The organism is Micromonospora sp. SYSU B005 (genome assembly GCF_055362685.1).
Window position 1 is genome coordinate 1 of sequence record NZ_JAXCFU010000002.1, and the last position, 17,702, is coordinate 17,702.

Consider the following 17,702-nt stretch of genomic DNA (forward strand, 5'->3'; position numbering starts at 1 on the left):
CTACACGTCGGGCTCGACCGGCCGGCCGAAGGGTGTCGGGGTGTCGCGGGCGGCGATGGCCGCGCACGTGTCCCGGATGCGACGCCGCTTCGGCCTCGGTCCGGCCGACCGGGTGCTCCAGTTCGCCGCGCTGGCCTTCGACGCCTCCGTCGAGCAGATCTTCCCGGCGCTGAGCTGCGGGGCGGCGCTGGTGCTGCCCGAGCACGGCCTGGTCGCCCCGGCCCAGCTCGTCGCCGACGTGGAACGGCACCGGGTGACGGTGATGGAGGTCGTCCCCGGCTACCTCACCGAGCTGATCGCCGAGGTCACCGCCGACGGCACCTCCGCGCCCACCTGGAGCCCGGCCGCGCTGCGGCTGCTGGTGCTCGGCGGGGACGAGGTACGCCCGGCCGACCTGGCCTGGTGGCGGCGGCACCACCCGGACGTCGCCGTGGTCAACACGTACGGCCCCACCGAGACCACGATCAGCGCCACCGTCTACGACGTGCCGTCCGCCGTGGACGGCGCGGTGCCGATCGGCCGGGCGGTGGGGGACCGGGCGTTGTACGTGCTGGACGGTTCGCTGGCCGAGGTGCCGGTGGGCGCGGTGGGTGAGCTGTTCGTCGGCGGTACGCAGTTGGCGCGGGGTTATCTGGGCCGGCCGGGTGCGACGGCGGAGCGCTTCGTGCCGGACCCGTTCGGTGGTGAGCCGGGTGGCCGGTTGTACCGGACCGGGGATCTGGTGCGGTGGCGGGCGGACGGGCAGCTGGAGTTCCGGGGTCGGGCCGACGGTCAGGTGAAGGTCCGTGGGTTCCGGGTCGAGGTGGGCGAGGTCGAGGCCCGCCTGCGGGAACACCCGGGCGTACGCGACGCCGTCGTCGTCGCCTGGCAGGACCGGCTCGTCGCCTACCTGGCCGCGGACGGCGTGACCGCCGACGAGGTACGGCGGTGGCTGGGCGAGCGGCTGCCCGAGTTCATGGTGCCGGCGGTGGTGATCGTCCTCGACGAGCTGCCGCGCACGGTCGGCGGCAAGGTCGACCGGGACCGGCTCCCGGACCCGGAGGGCCACCGTCCGGAGGTGAGCGTGGGCTTCGAGGGCCCGCGTAACCCGACCGAGGAGGCGATCGCGGACGTCTGGCGGCAGGTGCTGCGCGTCGACCGGATCGGCATCCACGACAACTTCTTCCACCTGGGCGGCCACTCCCTGCTCGCCACCCGGGTCGCCATCCGGCTGCGCGCGGTCTTCGGCTGCGAGGTGGCCGTCCGCACCCTCTTCGAACAGCCCACCGTGGCGCGACTCGCGGTGGCAGTCGAGGACCGGCTGATGGCCGAGATCGCCGCGATGAGCGACGAGGACGTCGAGCAGGCACTGAAGGAGCAGCAGGCATGAGCACCATCCACGGCTTGGTCGAGGCGCAGGTCCGGCGTACCCCGGACGCGGTCGCCCTGGAGTTCGAGGGCGCGGAGCTGACCTACCGCGAGCTGGACCGGCGGGCGAACCGGCTCGCCCACGCCCTGCGCCGCCGCGGCGCCGGGCCCGAGACGGTCGTCGCCGTCGGCGCCCAGCGGTCCCTGGACCTGCTGGTCGTCCTGCTCGGCGTCCTCAAGAGCGGCGCGGCGTACCTGCCGCTGGACCTGGAGCTGCCCACCGACCGGCTGACCTACATGGCCGGTCAGGCCGGCGCGGTGGCAGTGGTCCGCGGCCCCGGCATGGACGTCGACCTGGGCCTGCCCGGCCTGCCGGAACTGACTGTCGCCGACACGGCCGACGAGTCCGCCGAGCCGTGCGACGTCGCCGTGGACGAGCGCAACGCCTGCTACGTCATGTACACCTCCGGCTCGACCGGGCGGCCCAAGGGCGTCGTCGTCGAGCACCGGGGCGTGGTCAACCGGCTGCGCTGGGGCCAGCACGAGTACGGCATGACCTCCGACGAGCGGGTGCTCCAGAAGACCCCGTACGCCTTCGACGTGTCCGTGCACGAGCTGTTCTGGCCCCTGACCGTCGGCGCGCGGCTGATCCTCGCCCGGCCCGGCGGGCACCGGGACACCCGGTACCTGGTGGAGATCATCCGCAGCCGGGAGATCACCAGCGTGCACTTCATCCCCACCATGCTGGCGCTGTTCGCCGGCGAACCCGGCGTCGCCGGATGCCACAGCCTGCGTCGCATCCTCGCCAGCGGCGAGGCGCTCCCCACCGACCTGCAGAACCGGGTGCTGCGCGTCCTGCCCGACGTCGAACTGCACAACCTGTACGGCCCGACCGAGGCGTCCATCGAGGTCAGCGCCTGGGCCTGCCGGCCGGAGTGGACCGGGGCGAGCGTGCCGATCGGCGCGGCCGTCGACAACACCCAGCTGCACATCCTCGACCCCGAACTGCGTCCCGTGACCGGCGACGACCCGGGAGAGCTGTACCTGGCAGGTGTGCAGCTCGCACGCGGCTACGTCGGCCGGCCGGGCCTGACCGCCGAGCGTTTCCTGCCCGACCCGTACGGCGAGCCGGGCGGGCGGATGTACCGCAGCGGCGACCTGGCCGGCTGGCACCGCCCCGGCGTGGTCGACTACCTCGGCCGAGTCGACGAGCAGGTCAAGCTCGCCGGCAACCGGGTCGAACTGGGCGAGATCCAGGCGGTGCTCGACGACCAGCCCGGCGTACGCGCCTCAGTGGTGGTGGCCACCGGCGAGGCCGCCGAGAAGCGCCTCGTCGCCTACGTCGTCGGGGACCGTCTCGACGTCGGCGAGCTGCGGGACCGGCTGGCCGGACGGCTGCCCGGCTACATGGTGCCGTCGACGTTCGTGCCGCTGGCCGAGCTGCCGCTGACCCCGAGCGGCAAGCTGGACCGCAAGGCGCTGCCCGCACCGGACCGTCCGGAGATGGCCGTGGCGTACCGGGCCCCGGAGAACCCGGTCCAGGAACGCCTCGCCAAGGTCTGGACCGACGTGTTCGGCGTCGCCCGGGTCGGCGTCGACGACACGTTCTTCGCCCTCGGCGGGCACTCCCTGCTGGCCGTACGGCTGATCGCCCGCCTGCGCGAGGAACTGGGCGTGGAGGTGTCGCTGCGCGACCTGTTCGAAGGACTGACCGTGTCCGCCCTGGCCGAGACCGTCGCGGACGCGCCCGCCACCGACCCGGCGCCGGCACTGGTCGCCGGAGCCGACGACGCCCCGGCCGTGGCGTCGTTCGGCCAGGAGCGGCTGCTGTTCCTGCACCGCATCCACCCGGACAGCCCCAGCTACGTCATCCCGGTCGCCTGGCGGGTCGACGGGCACCTCGACGAGGACACGCTGCGCCGGGCCCTGCACCGGCTCGCCGCCCGGCACGACGCGCTGCGTACCCGCTTCGCCGGTGACACCCCGGTGGTGGACCCGGAGCCCACAGTCGCGCTGACCCGGCTCGACGCCGCCGCCTGGACCGACGAGGCGGCCGCCGCGCTGATCCGCGAGCCGTTCGACCTGGCGGCCGGGCCGCTGTGGCGCGCCACGCTGGTCCGCCTGCCCGGGCACGACGTGCTGCTGCTCGTGCTGCACCACCTGGTCGCCGACGGCTGGTCGCTCGGCGTCGTCGCGCGCGAGCTGGCCGAGTCGTACGCCGGCGCGACGCCGCCCGCGCCGCCGGTGCGCTACGCCGACTTCGCCCGCTGGCAGCGCGCCGACCTCCGCCCGGACCGCGTCGCCGCCGAACTGGACTGGTGGCGCGACACGCTCGACGGCGTACCCGCGCTGGAGCTGCCCACCGACCGGCCCCGGCCGGCGGTGCTCGGCGCGGACGGCGCCACCCACCGCTTCGCGCTGCCGCACGACGCGCTGCCCCGGCTCGCCGCGCTGGCCCGGGAGCAGCGGACCACAGTGCACACGGTCCTGCTGGCCGCGTTCCAGGCGCTGCTCGGACGGTGGAGCGGCCAGCACGACTTCGCCGTCGGCACCCCGGTCGCCGGCCGGACACGCGGCGAGCTGGAGAACGTCGTCGGCTTCTTCGTCAACACGCTCGCGGTCCGCGCCGACCTGACCGGCGACCCCACGCTGGCCGAGCTGGTCGGGCGGGTCCGCGCGGCCACCCTGGGCGCCTACGACCACCAGGACGTGCCGTTCGAGCAGGTGGTCGCGCAGCTGCGGCCCGAGCGGGACCTCAGCCGCACCCCGGTCTACCAGACCATGTTCGCGCTGCGGGACACCGCGGTGACCGCGCTGCGGCTGCCCGGGCGGACCGTGACCGAGCTGCCGCTGGGCTGGCGCACCGCCAAGTTCGACCTCACCCTCTTCGTCGACCAGGCACCCGACGGCACCCTCACCGGCCTGTTCGAGTACGCCACCGACCTGTTCACCCCGGCCACCGTGGAGCGTCTCGCCGGCGCGTACGCCCGGCTGCTCGACGCGCTGGCCGACGACCCCGGCGTCCGGCTCGGTGACTGGCCGGCCGTCGACCCCGCCGAGTGGGACGCGCTGCGCGCGGCGGGCACCGCCGCGACACCGGAGCTGCCCGCCCGGCCGCTGCACCACCTCGTCGCCGACCGGGTCGCCACCGGCGGCGACCGTCCCGCGGTGGTCGACGGCCCGGTCGTCTGGACGTACGCCGAACTGGACCGGCAGGCGAACCGGCTGGCCCACCACCTGATCGCCCTCGGCGTGGGCCCGGAGACCGTGGTGGCGGTCAGCCTGCCCCGCGGCGCCGGCCTGGTCCGCGCGCAGCTCGCCGTGCTCCGGGCCGGCGGCGCCTACCTGCCGCTGGACGCCGACCAGCCGGCCGGGCGCAGCCGGCACATGATCGCCGACACCGGCGCCACGGTGCTTGTCACCGCCGACGGGCACCACGACGGCGCGGGCCTGGGCTGCCGCGTCGTGGACCTGGTCCGCGACGCCGCCGAGGTGGACCGGCGGCCGGCGACCGACCCGGCGATCCCGGTCGACCCGGAGCAGCTCGGCTACGTCGTCTACACCTCCGGCTCCACCGGCCGCCCCAAGGGCATCGGGATCACCCACCGCGGTCTGGTCCGCACCGTCCACGACGGCGGGTACCTGACCCTCGGGCCGGACGACCGGGTGGCCTTCGCCGCCAACCCGGTCTTCGACGCGGCCACCTTCGAGGTGTGGGCCACCCTGGTCGCCGGTGCGACGCTCGTGGTCACCCCGCCCGACGTGGCGCTGTCCACAGCCGCCCTGGCCGCGCACCTGGCGCGGCACCGGGTCACCACGCTGTTCCTCACCACCGCGCTGTTCCACCAGGTCGCCCGGGAACGCCCGGACGTCCTGGGCGGCCTGCGGCACGTGCTGTTCGGCGGGGAGGCCGCCGACCCGGCCGCGGTGGACGGCCTGCTCGCCCACGGCGGCCCCGGCCGGCTGCTGCACATGTACGGCCCGGCCGAGTCCACCACCTTCGGCACCTGGCACCCGGTCACCGCGCCGGCCGGCGCGGGCAGCGTCCCGATCGGCCGGCCGATGCACCACACCACCGCGTACGTGGTGGACCCGGCGCTGCGGCCCGTCCCGGTCGGGGTGGTCGGTGAGCTGCTGCTCGGCGGCGCCGGGCTGGCCCGCGGGTACGTCGGCGCGCCCGCCCGCACCGCCGAGCGGTTCCTGCCGGACCCGTTCGGCGCGCCCGGTGGCCGGGTCTACCGCACCGGTGACCTGGTGCGCTGGACCGCCGACGGGGTGCTGGAGTTCGTCGGCCGGGCCGACGGCCAGGTGAAGGTCCGCGGATTCCGGGTCGAGCCCGGCGAGATCGAGACGGCGGTCCGCCGCCACCCGGCGGTCCACGACGCGGCGGTGCTCGCCCGCCCCGACCGGGCCGGCGTGCTCAGCCTGGTCGCGTACGTCGCCGCCGACCCGGCGGAACTGGGTGACCTGCGGGCCCACCTCGGACGGACGCTGCCGGCGTACCTGGTGCCGGCCGCCGTGGTGGTCCTCGACGAGCTGCCGCTGACCCGCAACGGCAAGGTCGACCGGGCCGCCCTGCCCGAACCGTCGTACGCCGCCGGCGCGGGCCGCCGCGAACCGGCCACGGAACTGGAGCGGCACCTCGCGGAGATCTTCACCGAGGTGCTGGGCGTCGCCGACCCGGGCATGGACGACGACTTCTTCGCCCTCGGCGGGCACTCGCTGCTGGCCATCAAGGTGGTCGGCGCGGTCGCCGCCCGCACCGGCCGGGAACTCACCTTCCGGGACCTGTTCACCGCCCGCAGCATCGCCGGGCTGGCCCGCCTGCTCGACGACGCCGAGCCGCTCGTCACCCCGATCGGCAGGGGCTCCGCCACCACCGGGCTGCCCGTCTCCTTCGGGCAGGAACGGCTGGTCTTCCTCGACCGGCTGGAGGGCGCCGGTCCGGCGTACACGATCCCGCTGGCCTGGCGGCTGACCGGACCGCTGGACGCCGGCCGGCTGGCCGCCGCGCTCGACGCGCTCGTCGACCGGCACGAGTCGCTGCGTACCCGGTTCACGCTCGCCGACGGCGTGGTCCGCCAGGACGTGGTGCCCGGCTGGGACGGCCTGGACCGGCGCGTCGCCGCCACCGAGGCCGAGGCGGCGGACGCGCTGGCCCGGGAGGCCCGGCGGCCGTTCACGCTGACCACCGGGCCGCTGTTCCGGGCCGTGCTGTGGCGCGCCGGTGACGTCCACCTGCTGCTGCTCGCCATGCACCACGCCGTCTCCGACGGCTGGTCGGCGGCGGTGCTGGTGCGAGAGCTGGAGGCCGGGTACGACGGGACCGCCGTGCCCCGGCCGCCGGTCCGCTACGCCGACTTCGCCGCCTGGCAGCGGCGGCGGCTCGCCGGTGACCGGCTGCGCGGGGAACTGTCCCACTGGCGGCAGCGGCTCGCCGGCCTGCCGACGCTGGAACTGCCCACCGACCGCCCTCGGCCTGCGGTGCGCGACGGCGCCGGCGCGAGCGTCGGCTTCCACGTCGCGCCGGACACCGTGGCCGCGCTGGAACGGCTCGGCGCCGCGCACGGCGCGACGCTGTTCATGACGCTGCTCGCCGCCTACCAGGTGCTGCTGGGCCGGTGGAGCGGCCAGACCGACTTCGCGGTCGGCACACCGGTGGCCGGGCGGGACCGGCCGGAGGTCCGCGACGTGGTCGGGTTCTTCCTCAACACGCTCGTGCTGCGGGCGGACCTGACCGGCTGCCCCACCTTCACCGAGCTGCTCGGCCGGGTCCGCGACGACGCGCTGGCCGCGTACGAGCACCAGGAGCTGCCGTTCGGGCGGCTCGTCGAGGAGCTGAGCCCGGACCGGGACCTGAGCCGTTCGCCGCTGTTCCAGGCGCTGTTCAGCTACAACGACTGGACGCTTGACACGCTGCGGCTCGGGTCCGCCGCCGGCGCCGACCACCCGGTCGACCGGGGCGCGGCGAAGCTCGACCTGACCCTGGAGCTGGTGCACGGCCCGGACGGGCTGACCGGCTCGCTGGACTACACCACGGACATCTTCGACGCGGACACGATCCGGCGGATGGCCGGGGCGTACCAGCTGGTGCTGCGGGCCGTGGCCGCCGACCCGGCGGCCGCGATCGGCGACCTGCCGCTGGCCGACCCGGTCGCGCCGACGGCGGTGACCAGGCCGGCCGCGCCGTTCCGGTCGCTGCCCGACCGCATCGCCGACCAGGTACGCGCCACCCCGGACGCCACCGCGCTGGTCGGCCCCGGCGGCGAGCTGACCTACGCGGAGCTGGACCGGCGCGCCGACCAGCTGGCCCACCACCTGCGCACGCGGGGCGTCGGCCCGGAGGACCGGGTCGGCCTGCGGCTGCCCCGCGGCGTCGACACGGTGGTCGCCGTGCTCGGCGTCTGGAAGGCCGGGGCGGCGTTCGTCGGACTCGACCCGGACCTGCCGCCGCGCCGCCTGGCGCAACTCGCCGACGACGCCGGCGTACGGCTGGTCCTCGACCCGGAGACGCTGGCCCGGAGCCGGGCCGACGTCCTGCCGGCCGACCCGCCGGCCGTCGCCGTCGACCCGGCCCGGCTCGCCTACCTGGTCTACACCTCCGGATCCACCGGACGACCCAAGGGCGTGCTGGCCGAGCACGGCGCGGTCACCGCGTACCTCGACACCATCCTGGCGCACTACCGGCTGGGCGCCGACGACGTCGTCCTGCAACGGGCCTCGCCCGCCTTCGACGCGTTCCTGCGCGACTGCGTCGGGCCGCTCACCGTCGGCGCGACGGTCCTGATCGCCGAACGGTCCGACCTGTCCACGATCGCCACCGACCTGCCCGGCCGGCCCGCGCCGACCGCGCTGCTGAGCATGGTCCCGTCGCTGCTGCACCAGCTCCTCGACACCGGTGACGTCGCCGCGGCGACGCTGCCCGCGCTGCGGCTGCTGGTGCTCAGCGGCGAGCCGTGCACCCCGGAGCTGCTCGCCAAGGTGCACACCGCGCTGCCCGCGCTGCGCCGGGTCGTCAACCAGTACGGCCCCACCGAGGCCACAGTCACCACCACTGTCGCCGACCTCGACCCGGGGACGCCGCACGAGTCGGTCACCATCGGCGTGCCGATGCCCGGCACGTACGTGCGGGTGCTCGACGAGGCGATGCGCCCGGTGCCGGTGGGCGTCTTCGGCGAGGTGCACATCGGCGGCACCGGGGTCAGCCGCGGCTACCGCAACCGGCCCGGCCTGACCGCGGCGGCGTACCTGCCGGACCCGGCCGGACCGCCCGGCGCGCGGATGTACCGCACCGGCGACGCGGCCCGCCTGCTGGCGGACGGGACGCTGGAGTTCCGGGGCCGGCTGGACCGGCAGGTCAAGGTACGCGGCGTCCGGGTCGAACCGGCCGAGGTGGAGGCCGCCCTGGCCGCTCACCCCGGGGTCGGCGCGGCGGCCGTGGTGGCCCGCCCGGACGGACCGGACGGCTGGCGGCTCGCCGGCTACGCCCAGCGGATCCCGGGCGGCGGCGTCACCGAGGCGGACCTGCGCCGCCACCTGGAGGACCGCCTGCCGTACGCGATGATCCCGGCCGAGCTGCTGGTCCTCGACGCCCTGCCGCTGCTCGGAAACGGCAAGGTCGACCGGGCGGCGCTGCCGGAGATCCGGGTCGAGCGGCCCGCCGTGGACCGGGTGGCCCCGCGCACCGACACCGAGCGGGTCGTCGCCGAGATCTGGGCCGAGCTGCTGGACCGGCCCGACATCGGCGTCGAGGACGACTTCTTCGCCCTCGGCGGCCACTCGCTCACCGCCCTGCGCGTCATCTCCCGGCTGCGCGACCGGCTGGCCGCCCCGATCACCCTGCGCGCCTTCTTCGAAGCCCGCACCATCGCCCGGCTCGCCCGGAAACTGGAGGAGACCCGATGACCGCCCTCACCCCCGCCCAGCACGAGCTGCTCCGCCGGCGGCTCGCCGGAGCGGCCCCCGCGACCGCCCCGGCCGGGATCACCCGGGGCAGCGGCACCCGTGACCTGCCGGTCTCCTTCGGACAGGAACGCCTGGTCTTCCTCGACCGGCTCGACGGCGCCGGCGCGGCGTACACCATCCCGGTCGCGTGGCGGCTCACCGGGCCGCTGGACCGGGAGCGGCTCGACGCGGCGTTCGCGGCCCTGGTCCGGCGGCACGAGTCCCTGCGCACCCGGTTCACCGTCGTCGACGGGGTGGTCCGGCAGGACATCGTGGACGGCTGGGCGGGCGTCGACTGGCGGGTCGCCACCGACGCCGCCGAGGTCGCCGCCGCGGCCCGGGCGACGGTGGGGGAGCCGTTCGACCTGGAGACCGGCCCGCTGTTCCGGGTCACCGGGTGGCGGCTCACGCCCACCGACCACGTGGTGCTGCTGACCCTGCACCACATCGTCGCCGACGGCTGGTCGATGGGCGTGCTGGTCCGCGACCTGGAGGCGTTCTACACCGGCGACCCGTCGCCCGAGCCACCGGTGCGGTACGCCGACTACGCGGCCTGGCAGCGCCGCACCGCCACCGAGCAGCGGGTGGAGCGGGACCTCGCGTACTGGGCCGACCGGCTGGCCGGGCTGCCGCCGCTGGCGCTGCCCACCGACGGCGACCGCCCGGCCGGACGCTCCACCGCCGGGGCCACCTGCGACTTCACCGTCGGGCCGGAGCTGGTGACCGCGCTGGAGCAACTCGCCAAGGAGCGCGGCGCCACCCTGTACATGGTCCTGCTGGCGGCGTTCGAGGTGCTGCTGTCCCGGCTCTGCGGGCAGGTCGACTTCGGTGTCGGCACCCCGGTCGCCGGCCGGACCCGGCCGGAGGTCGAACAGGTCGTCGGCTTCTTCGTGAACACGCTCGTGCTGCGGGCCGACCTGGCCGGGAACCCGTCCTTCGGTGACCTGCTCGACCGGGTCCGCGCCGACGCCCTCGGCGCGTACGACCACCAGGAGACGCCGTTCGAGCGGGTCGTCGACCGGGTCGGCGCGGACCGCAGCCTCGACCGCACACCCCTGTTCCAGGCCATGTTCAGCCTCGACGACGACGCCGACGACCGCCCGGTACGCCTCGGCGCGGTCAGCGGCGCGCGGTTCGACCTGGACCTCGACGCGGTCAAGTTCGACCTCATGCTGCAGACCGCGCGCCGCCCCGACGGGCTGGCCGCCGCCTTCTTCCACCGGGCGGACCTGTGGCGCCCGGAGACCACGCGGCGCTGGGCGGGGCAGTACCTGCGGCTGCTGGAACAGGCGGTCGCCCACCCGGACACCCCGCTGGCCGAGCTGGACCTGCTGCCCGCCGACGAGCGGCACCTGATCGCCGGCTGGACCGCCCCGGTCCGCGCGTACCCCTCGCCGGACCTGCTGCACGAGCGGTTCGCCCGCCACGTGGCCGCCGACCCGCACCGGGTCGCGGTGGTGGCGGGGGAGCAGCGGGTCGACTACGCCGGCCTGAACGCGCGGGCGAACCAGCTCGCGCACCGGCTCCGCGCGGCCGGCGTCGGGCCGGAGACGACTGTGGCGCTCTGCGTGCGCCGCGACGCCGACCTGGCCGTCGGCATCCTCGGCATCCTCAAGGCCGGCGGGACGTACGTGCCGCTGGACCCGGAGCACCCGCGGGACCGGCTCGCGTACGTGGTCGCCGACGCGGGCGTACGCCTGGCCGTCGTCTCACCGGAACTCGTCGACCGGGTGCCGGTGGCGCCGGCCGGGGTGCTGCGCCTGGACACGCTCGACGGTGAGCCGACGACGGATCCCGAGCCGGTCACCGACGCCGACCACCTCGCGTACGTCATCTACACCTCCGGCTCCACCGGCCGGCCCAAGGGCGTGGGCGTCGCGCACCGGCAGGTGGTCCGCCTCCTCGACTCCTGCATGGACGCGCTGGACCTGCCGCCGGGCGGGGTGTGGAGCCTGTTCCACTCGTACGCCTTCGACTTCTCGGTCTGGGAGCTGTGGGGCGCGCTGACCCGGGGCGGCACCGTCGTGCTGGTCGACCGGGACACCGCCCGCGACCCGGAGCGCTTCGCCGGCCTGCTGGCGCGGGAGCGCGTGACGATGCTCAGCCAGACCCCGGGAGCGTTCCGCAACCTGCGCGCGGCGCTCGGCGACCGGCCGCTGGCCGGCCTCGGCGTGCGGCACGTGGTGCTGGGCGGCGAGAAGCTCGACCTGCCCGAGCTGGACGGCTGGCTGGACGGCCCGGGCGCCGGGGTGCGGCTGGTGAACATGTACGGCATCACCGAGACCACAGTGCACGTCACCCACCGCCTGGTCACCGCCGCGGACCTGACCGGCGACGCCGTCTCCCCGATCGGGCGGGCGCTCGGCGACCTGACCGTGCACGTGCTGGACCGGCACCTGCGGCCGGTCCCGATCGGGGCCACCGGCGAGATGTACGTCGGCGGCGCCGGGCTGGCCCGCGGCTACCTGGGCCGGCCGGGGCTGACCGCGGAGCGGTTCGTGCCGGACCCGTTCTCCGCCGTCCCGGGGGCGCGGCTCTACCGCACCGGCGACCGGGCCCGCCACCTGCCCGGCGGTGAGCTGGAGTACCGGGGACGCGCCGACGATCAGGTGAAGATCCGGGGGCACCGGATCGAGCTGGGCGAGGTGGAGGCCGCGCTGCTGCGTCATCCCGCCGTCGCGCAGGCCGCCGTGGTGGCCCGGGGTGCCCGCAGCGGCGAGCACCGGCTGCACGCGTACCTGGTGGTCGGTGCCGGGCTGACCGGTGAGGAGCTGCGGCGCTGGCTGCGCGACCGGCTGCCCGAGGCGATGGTGCCCGCCACGTTCACCGTGCTGCCGGCGCTGCCGCTGACCGCGAACGGCAAGGTGGACCGGCGGGCGCTGCCCGACGCCGACGGTCCGGCGCTGGACGCCACCCGCGAGCACGTCCCGCCGGCCACCCCCACCGAGCGGGCGCTGGCCGAGGTGTGGTGCGCCGCCCTCGGGGTGGACCGGGTCGGCGTCACCGACCGCTTCTTCGACCTCGGCGGGGACTCGATCCTCGCGCTGCGGGTGGTGGGGCTCGCCGAGCGGCGCGGTCTCACCGTGGCGCTGCGCGACGTCTTCGCCCACCAGGCGCTCGGCGAGCTGGCCCGGGCGGTCGACGCCACCGCCGACGGCGACTCCGCCGTGGCCGGGCCGGTGGAGCCGTTCGCGATGGTCGCGCCGGCCGACCGGGACCGGCTGCCCGCCGGCCTGGCGGACGCGTACCCGCTGACCCGGATGCAGCAGGGCATGCTCTACGAGCTGCTCGCCGACGCCGGCAAGGGCGCGTACCACAACGTGACCAGCTTCCGGGTGCAGGAGCCGGCCGGGTTCGACGCCGCCGCCATGCAGGCCGCTGCGGACGCGGTGGTCGACCGGTACGAGATCCTGCGCACCGGCTTCGACTGGAGCTCCTACGAGGAGCCGCTGCAACTGGTGCACGAGCGGGCCGCGCTGCCGGTCGGGGTGGACGACCTGCGCGGCCTGACCGGTGCGGAGCAGGCCCGGCGGGTCCGGGAGTACCTGCACGCCGAGTCGGTGCGCTGGTTCGAACTGGCCGAGCCGCCGCTGATCCGGCTGCACGTGCACGTGCTGAACGACGCCGAGTACCGGCTCACCATCACCGACTGCCACGCCGTTCTGGACGGCTGGAGCCTGACCTCGCTCATCGCCGAGCTGGTCGACCGGCACCGCCGCGCGGTCACCGGCGCGGGCCCGGAGCCGGCGGCCGGTCCGGTGCCGCGCTTCGCCGAGTACGTGGCGCTGGAACGCGCCGCGGTGGACGACCCGGCGGCCCGGGCGTTCTGGGACGACATGGTGGAGCGGTTCCCGCCGGTACGGGTGCCCCGCTCGGTCGGCGCGGCGCCCGCCGACAAGTCGACGTGCGAGGTGGTACGCGACTACGCGCACCTGCGCGACGGCATCGACGCGCTGGCCGCCCGCGCCGGGGTGCCCCGCAAGACGGTCCTGTTCACCGCCTACTACCACCTGATGGGCCAGCTCGCCGACGGCGAGGCGTACTCGACCGGCTTCGCCACGAACGGGCGGCCCGAGCGGGCCGGCGCGGAGGGCATGCGCGGCCTGTTCCTCAACGTGGTGCCCTTCGGCGTCCGGTCGTCCGCGACGACCTGGCTGGGGCTGCTCCGGGACGTGTTCGCCGCCGAACGGGACCTGCTGCCGCACCGCCGGTTCCCGCTCGCCGAGGTGCAGCGTGGCCGGTGGGCCGGTGAGGTGCTCGTCGACACCGCCTTCAACTACGTGCACTTCCACGCGCTGGGCAGCGAGCACAAGCAGGAGATCGAGGAGATCGCCCGGACCAACTTCGGGCTGATGGTCACCACCGGCCCGCAGGGCGTGTCCGTCGAGGCCGACGCCGGGCGGATGGCACCGGGGGAGGTGGAGCGGATCGCCGACGCGTACTGCGCGCTGCTGGCCGCGATGGTCGCCGACCCGCAGGCGGCGCCGGGCGTACCGGCCGCCGACGGCGCGACCCGGACCCCGGCCGCGGCCGCCGGGGCGGACCCGCGCAGCGTGGTCGACGTGCTGGCCGCCCGGGTCGCCGCCGGGCCGGAGCGGGTCGCGCTGGCCCTCGACGGGACGACGCTCAGCTACGCCGAGCTGGATGCGCGCGCCAACCGCGTCGCGCACCACCTGCGGCGGCACGGCGCCGGTCCGGAGCGGGTCGTCGGGCTCTGCGCGGAACGCTCGGTGGACCTGATCGTCGGCATGCTCGGCATCCTCAAGTCCGGCGCGGCGTACCTGCCGCTGGACCCGCGCGACCCGCGCGCCCGGCTGGAGCTGCTCGCGGCGGACGCCGGGGTGGACCTGGTGCTGGCGCAGCCGGCCTGGCGGCACCTGGTGCCGGCCGGGGCCGTGGTCACGCTGGCCGAGGAGACGTTCGCCGGGGAGCCGGCCGGGCCGCCGGCGCCGGGGCCGGACGCCGACAACGTGGCCTGCGTGCTCTACACCTCCGGATCCACCGGACGGCCCAAGGGCATCGCGGTGACCCACCGGGCGATAGTGGACTCGTTGCTGGGGCAGGACTTCGCCCACCTCGGCCCGGACGAGACGGTGCTGCACCTGAGCAGCGTCAACTGGGACGCGGCGCTGTTCGAGATCTTCGGCCCGCTGCTGCACGGCGGCACCTGCGCGCTCTATCCGGCGCAACCGCTCACCCCGGCCGGCATCGTGGCCGCGATCCGCCGGCACGGCGTGACCACCGCGTTCCTCACCACCACCCTGTTCAACCTGGCGGTCGAGCAGGTGCCGGCGGAGCTCGGCGAGCTGCGGCAGATCGTCTTCGGCGGGGAGGCGGCGTCCGCGCCGCACTGCCGGGACCTGGCCGCGCGCTGGCCGCACCTGCGCCTGGTGAACGGGTACGGCCCGGTCGAGACGATCTTCGTCGTCACCGCGCACCAGGTCCGTGACCTGCCGGCGGACGCGGTCAGCGTGCCGATCGGCCGGCCGCTGGCCCGGACCACGGTGCTGGTGCTCGACGACGCGCTGCGCCCGGCGCCGGTCGGCGTGGCCGGCGAGATCTACCTGGGCGGCGACGCGCTGGCGCGCGGCTACCTCGGGCAGCCGGGGCTGACCGCCGACCGGTTCGTGCCGGACCCGGCCGGCGGCGGGCGGCGGCTCTACCGCACCGGCGACCGGGGACGCCTGCGGGCCGACGGCACGCTGGACTTCGGCGGGCGGGTCGACGGACAGGTCAAGATCCGCGGCCGGCGCATCGAGCTCGGCGAGATCGAGGCGGCGCTGTCGGCGCGTCCCGACGTGGCAATGGCGGCGGTGGCCGCCCGCGCCGACGAGCCCGGCGACGCCCGGCTCGTCGCGTACCTGGTGCCGGTTGCCGGGCTGGACCTGCCCGAGGCCGACGTGCTGCGCCGCTGGCTGCGCGAGCGGCTGCCCGCCTACCTGGTGCCGTCCGCGTTCGTCGCGCTGGACGCGCTGCCGGTGACCGGCAACGGCAAGCTCGACCGGGCCGCGCTGCCGGAGCCGACGGCGGCGCCGGAACGCCCGTACGTGGAGCCGCGCACCGAGGTCGAGGCGACGCTGGCGAAGCTGTGGGCGGAGACGCTGCGGCTGGACCGGGTCGGCGTGCACGACGACTTCTTCGACCTCGGCGGGCATTCGCTGGCCATCGTGCGGCTCGCCGCCCGCGCCTGCGACCTGGGCCTGCCGGTCGGGGTGGCGGACCTGGTCGAGCATCCGACCGTCGCGGCGCTGGCCACCGCGATCGCCGCCCGCGACCGCGGCCCGGAAGGAGCGGCGGTACGGCACGAGGGCGGCGTGGTGGTGACCCTGCGCGACGGCGACCCCGGCCTGCGTCCCCTGTGGTGCGTGCACCCCAGCGGCGGCAGCGTCGCCTGGTACCTGCCGCTGGCGCAGGCGCTGCCCGCCGGCCGGCCGGTGCGCGGCCTCCAGGCCCGGGGCATCGACGGCGGCGTCGACGCCGACACGATGACCGGTCTCGCCGACGACTACCTGCGCGAGCTGCGCGCGCACCAGCCGCACGGCCCGTACGCGCTGCTCGGCTGGTCGATGGGCGCCAACATCGCCCAGGAGATGGCGATCCGGCTGACCGCCGCCGGCGAGCGGGTGGACGTCCTCCTGCTGCTCGAACCGGCGGTGCCGGACGAGACCGGCATGTTCGCCGTCACCGAGGCGCTGGACCTGCTCGACCGGGCGGTCGCGATGCGCGCGGCGATCCGGGAGCTGACACCGGGCACCCCGGCCCGGCTCAGCCAGGAGCGCGAGCTGGTGGCCACCCTGCTGGCGGCGGGCGTCGACGAGTCCGAGGCGGCGCTGGGCGCCGACTGGCCGGTGGCGATGTGGACGGCGCTGCTGCGCGCCGCCGCCGGCTACCGCCCGCAGCCCTACCGCGGGCCCGCGCACCTGCTGGTCACCGCCGAGGCGGCCACCGCCGGACCGGGCCGCCCCTCGGTGGTCGCCGGGGAGAACGGGTCCGCCTACGAGCGGCGCTGCCGGGAGATGTTCCCGGACGCGCTCACCGTCCACCACCTGCCCGGCACCCACCGGAGCATGGTCACCGAACCGGGCGTGGCGGCCGTCGCCGCCCTCGCCGCCGAGCTGCTGGAGCGTACGGCATGAGCACCACGATCCTGACCGACCGTTACCTGCTGGACGACGACCTCGTCGCCGACCCGTACCCGTACCTGGCCGCGCTGCGGGCCGCCGAACCGGTGCACTGGAGCCCGGTGCACCGGGCCTGGCTGGTCACCGGCTACGAGCCCGCCGCCGCCTGCTACACGATGCCGGAGATCTCCGCGGACCGGATCAGCCCGATGCTGGCCCAGACGCCGCTGGAGCTGCTCAGCCCCGAGGCGGCCAGAGCGTTCTCCATCATGGCCGGCTGGATGGTCTTCGTGGACCCGCCCGAGCACCGCCGGCTGCGCAGCGTCTTCCGGGGCGCGTTCGGGGCCCGGCAGGTGCGCCGCAACCGCCCGATGGTGCAGGAGGCGGTGAGCCGGCTGGCCGCCCGGGCCGGAGGCGGCGAGGGTGCCATCGACCTGGTGGCCGACTTCGCCCGCCCGCTCCCGGCGACCGTCGCGGCGGCCTGGATGGGCGTGCCGGCCGAGGACACCGCGATGTTCCAGCGCTGGGCGATCGAGGTGGGCGACCTGGCCCTGGGCTCGGTGCAGTCGCCGGAGGAGCACGAGCGCTCGCAGCAGGCGCTGCTGGACCTGTTCGACTACCTGCGGGTGCTGGTGCGGGCCCGGCGGGCCGCGCCCCGCGAGGACCTGATCAGCGCGGCGCTCGCCAACGGCCTGGTGGGCGAGTCGGTGAGCGAGGACGAGTTCGTCGCCATGCTCACCCACGTGGCGTTCGCCGGTGGCGAGACCACCAGCAACCTGATCGCGGTGGGCACCTGGAACCTGCTGCGCCACCCCGGCCAGCTCGCCCTGCTGCGGGCCGAACCGGAGCTGGCCGCGCTGGCCGTGGAGGAGCTGCTGCGCTTCGACGGGCCGTCCAAGATGTCCATCCGGCACGTCAAGGACGACGTCGAGCTGGCCGGGCAGCGGCTGCGCGCCGGCCAGCGGCTCTACGTGGTCACCGCCGGGGCGAACCGGGATCCGGCCCGCTTCGACCGCCCGGACGAGCTGGACCTGCGCCGGCACCCGAACCCGCACCTGGGTTTCGGGCAGGGCGGGCACTTCTGCCTGGGCGCCCCGCTGGCCCGGCTGGTCGCCGGCGCCGCGCTGACCGACCTGCTGGCCGCGGCGCCCGGCCTGGCGCTCGCCGGCGCCGAGGTGCGGTGGCAGCCGTCGCTGCTCAACCGCAGCCTCGCCGCGCTGCCGGTCCGGCTCTGACACCGCGGGCCACCCGGGCCCGCGCCGCACACCCCCCGGCCGCCCGGCCGGGATC

4 protein-coding genes are annotated in these 17,702 nt (G+C 76.0%); all 4 read left to right on the forward strand.

Annotation, left to right across the window (positions count from 1 at the left end):
* The coding region (locus tag SM452_RS05325) for a non-ribosomal peptide synthetase (RefSeq protein ID WP_463839394.1) at positions 1–1,369 on the forward strand (1,369 nt) is incomplete at its 5' end.
* Positions 1,366–9,252 carry an amino acid adenylation domain-containing protein gene (locus tag SM452_RS05330; protein WP_463839395.1) on the forward strand — a complete coding sequence of 2,629 codons (7,887 nt, stop codon included), beginning with the start codon at positions 1,366–1,368 and terminating at the stop codon, positions 9,250–9,252. The genes SM452_RS05325 and SM452_RS05330, both read left to right, overlap by 4 nt.
* Entirely contained in the window at positions 9,249–16,427 is a 7,179-nt protein-coding gene (locus SM452_RS05335) for an amino acid adenylation domain-containing protein (protein WP_463839396.1), read from the forward strand. The genes SM452_RS05330 and SM452_RS05335 overlap by 4 nt, the downstream gene beginning before the upstream one ends.
* Positions 16,424–17,647 (forward strand): cytochrome P450, encoded by a 1,224-nt coding sequence (locus SM452_RS05340; RefSeq protein WP_355509906.1) that lies wholly within the window; start codon positions 16,424–16,426, stop codon positions 17,645–17,647. Before SM452_RS05335 ends, SM452_RS05340 begins: the two co-directional genes overlap by 4 nt.
* The last annotated feature ends 55 nt before the right edge of the window (positions 17,648–17,702 follow it).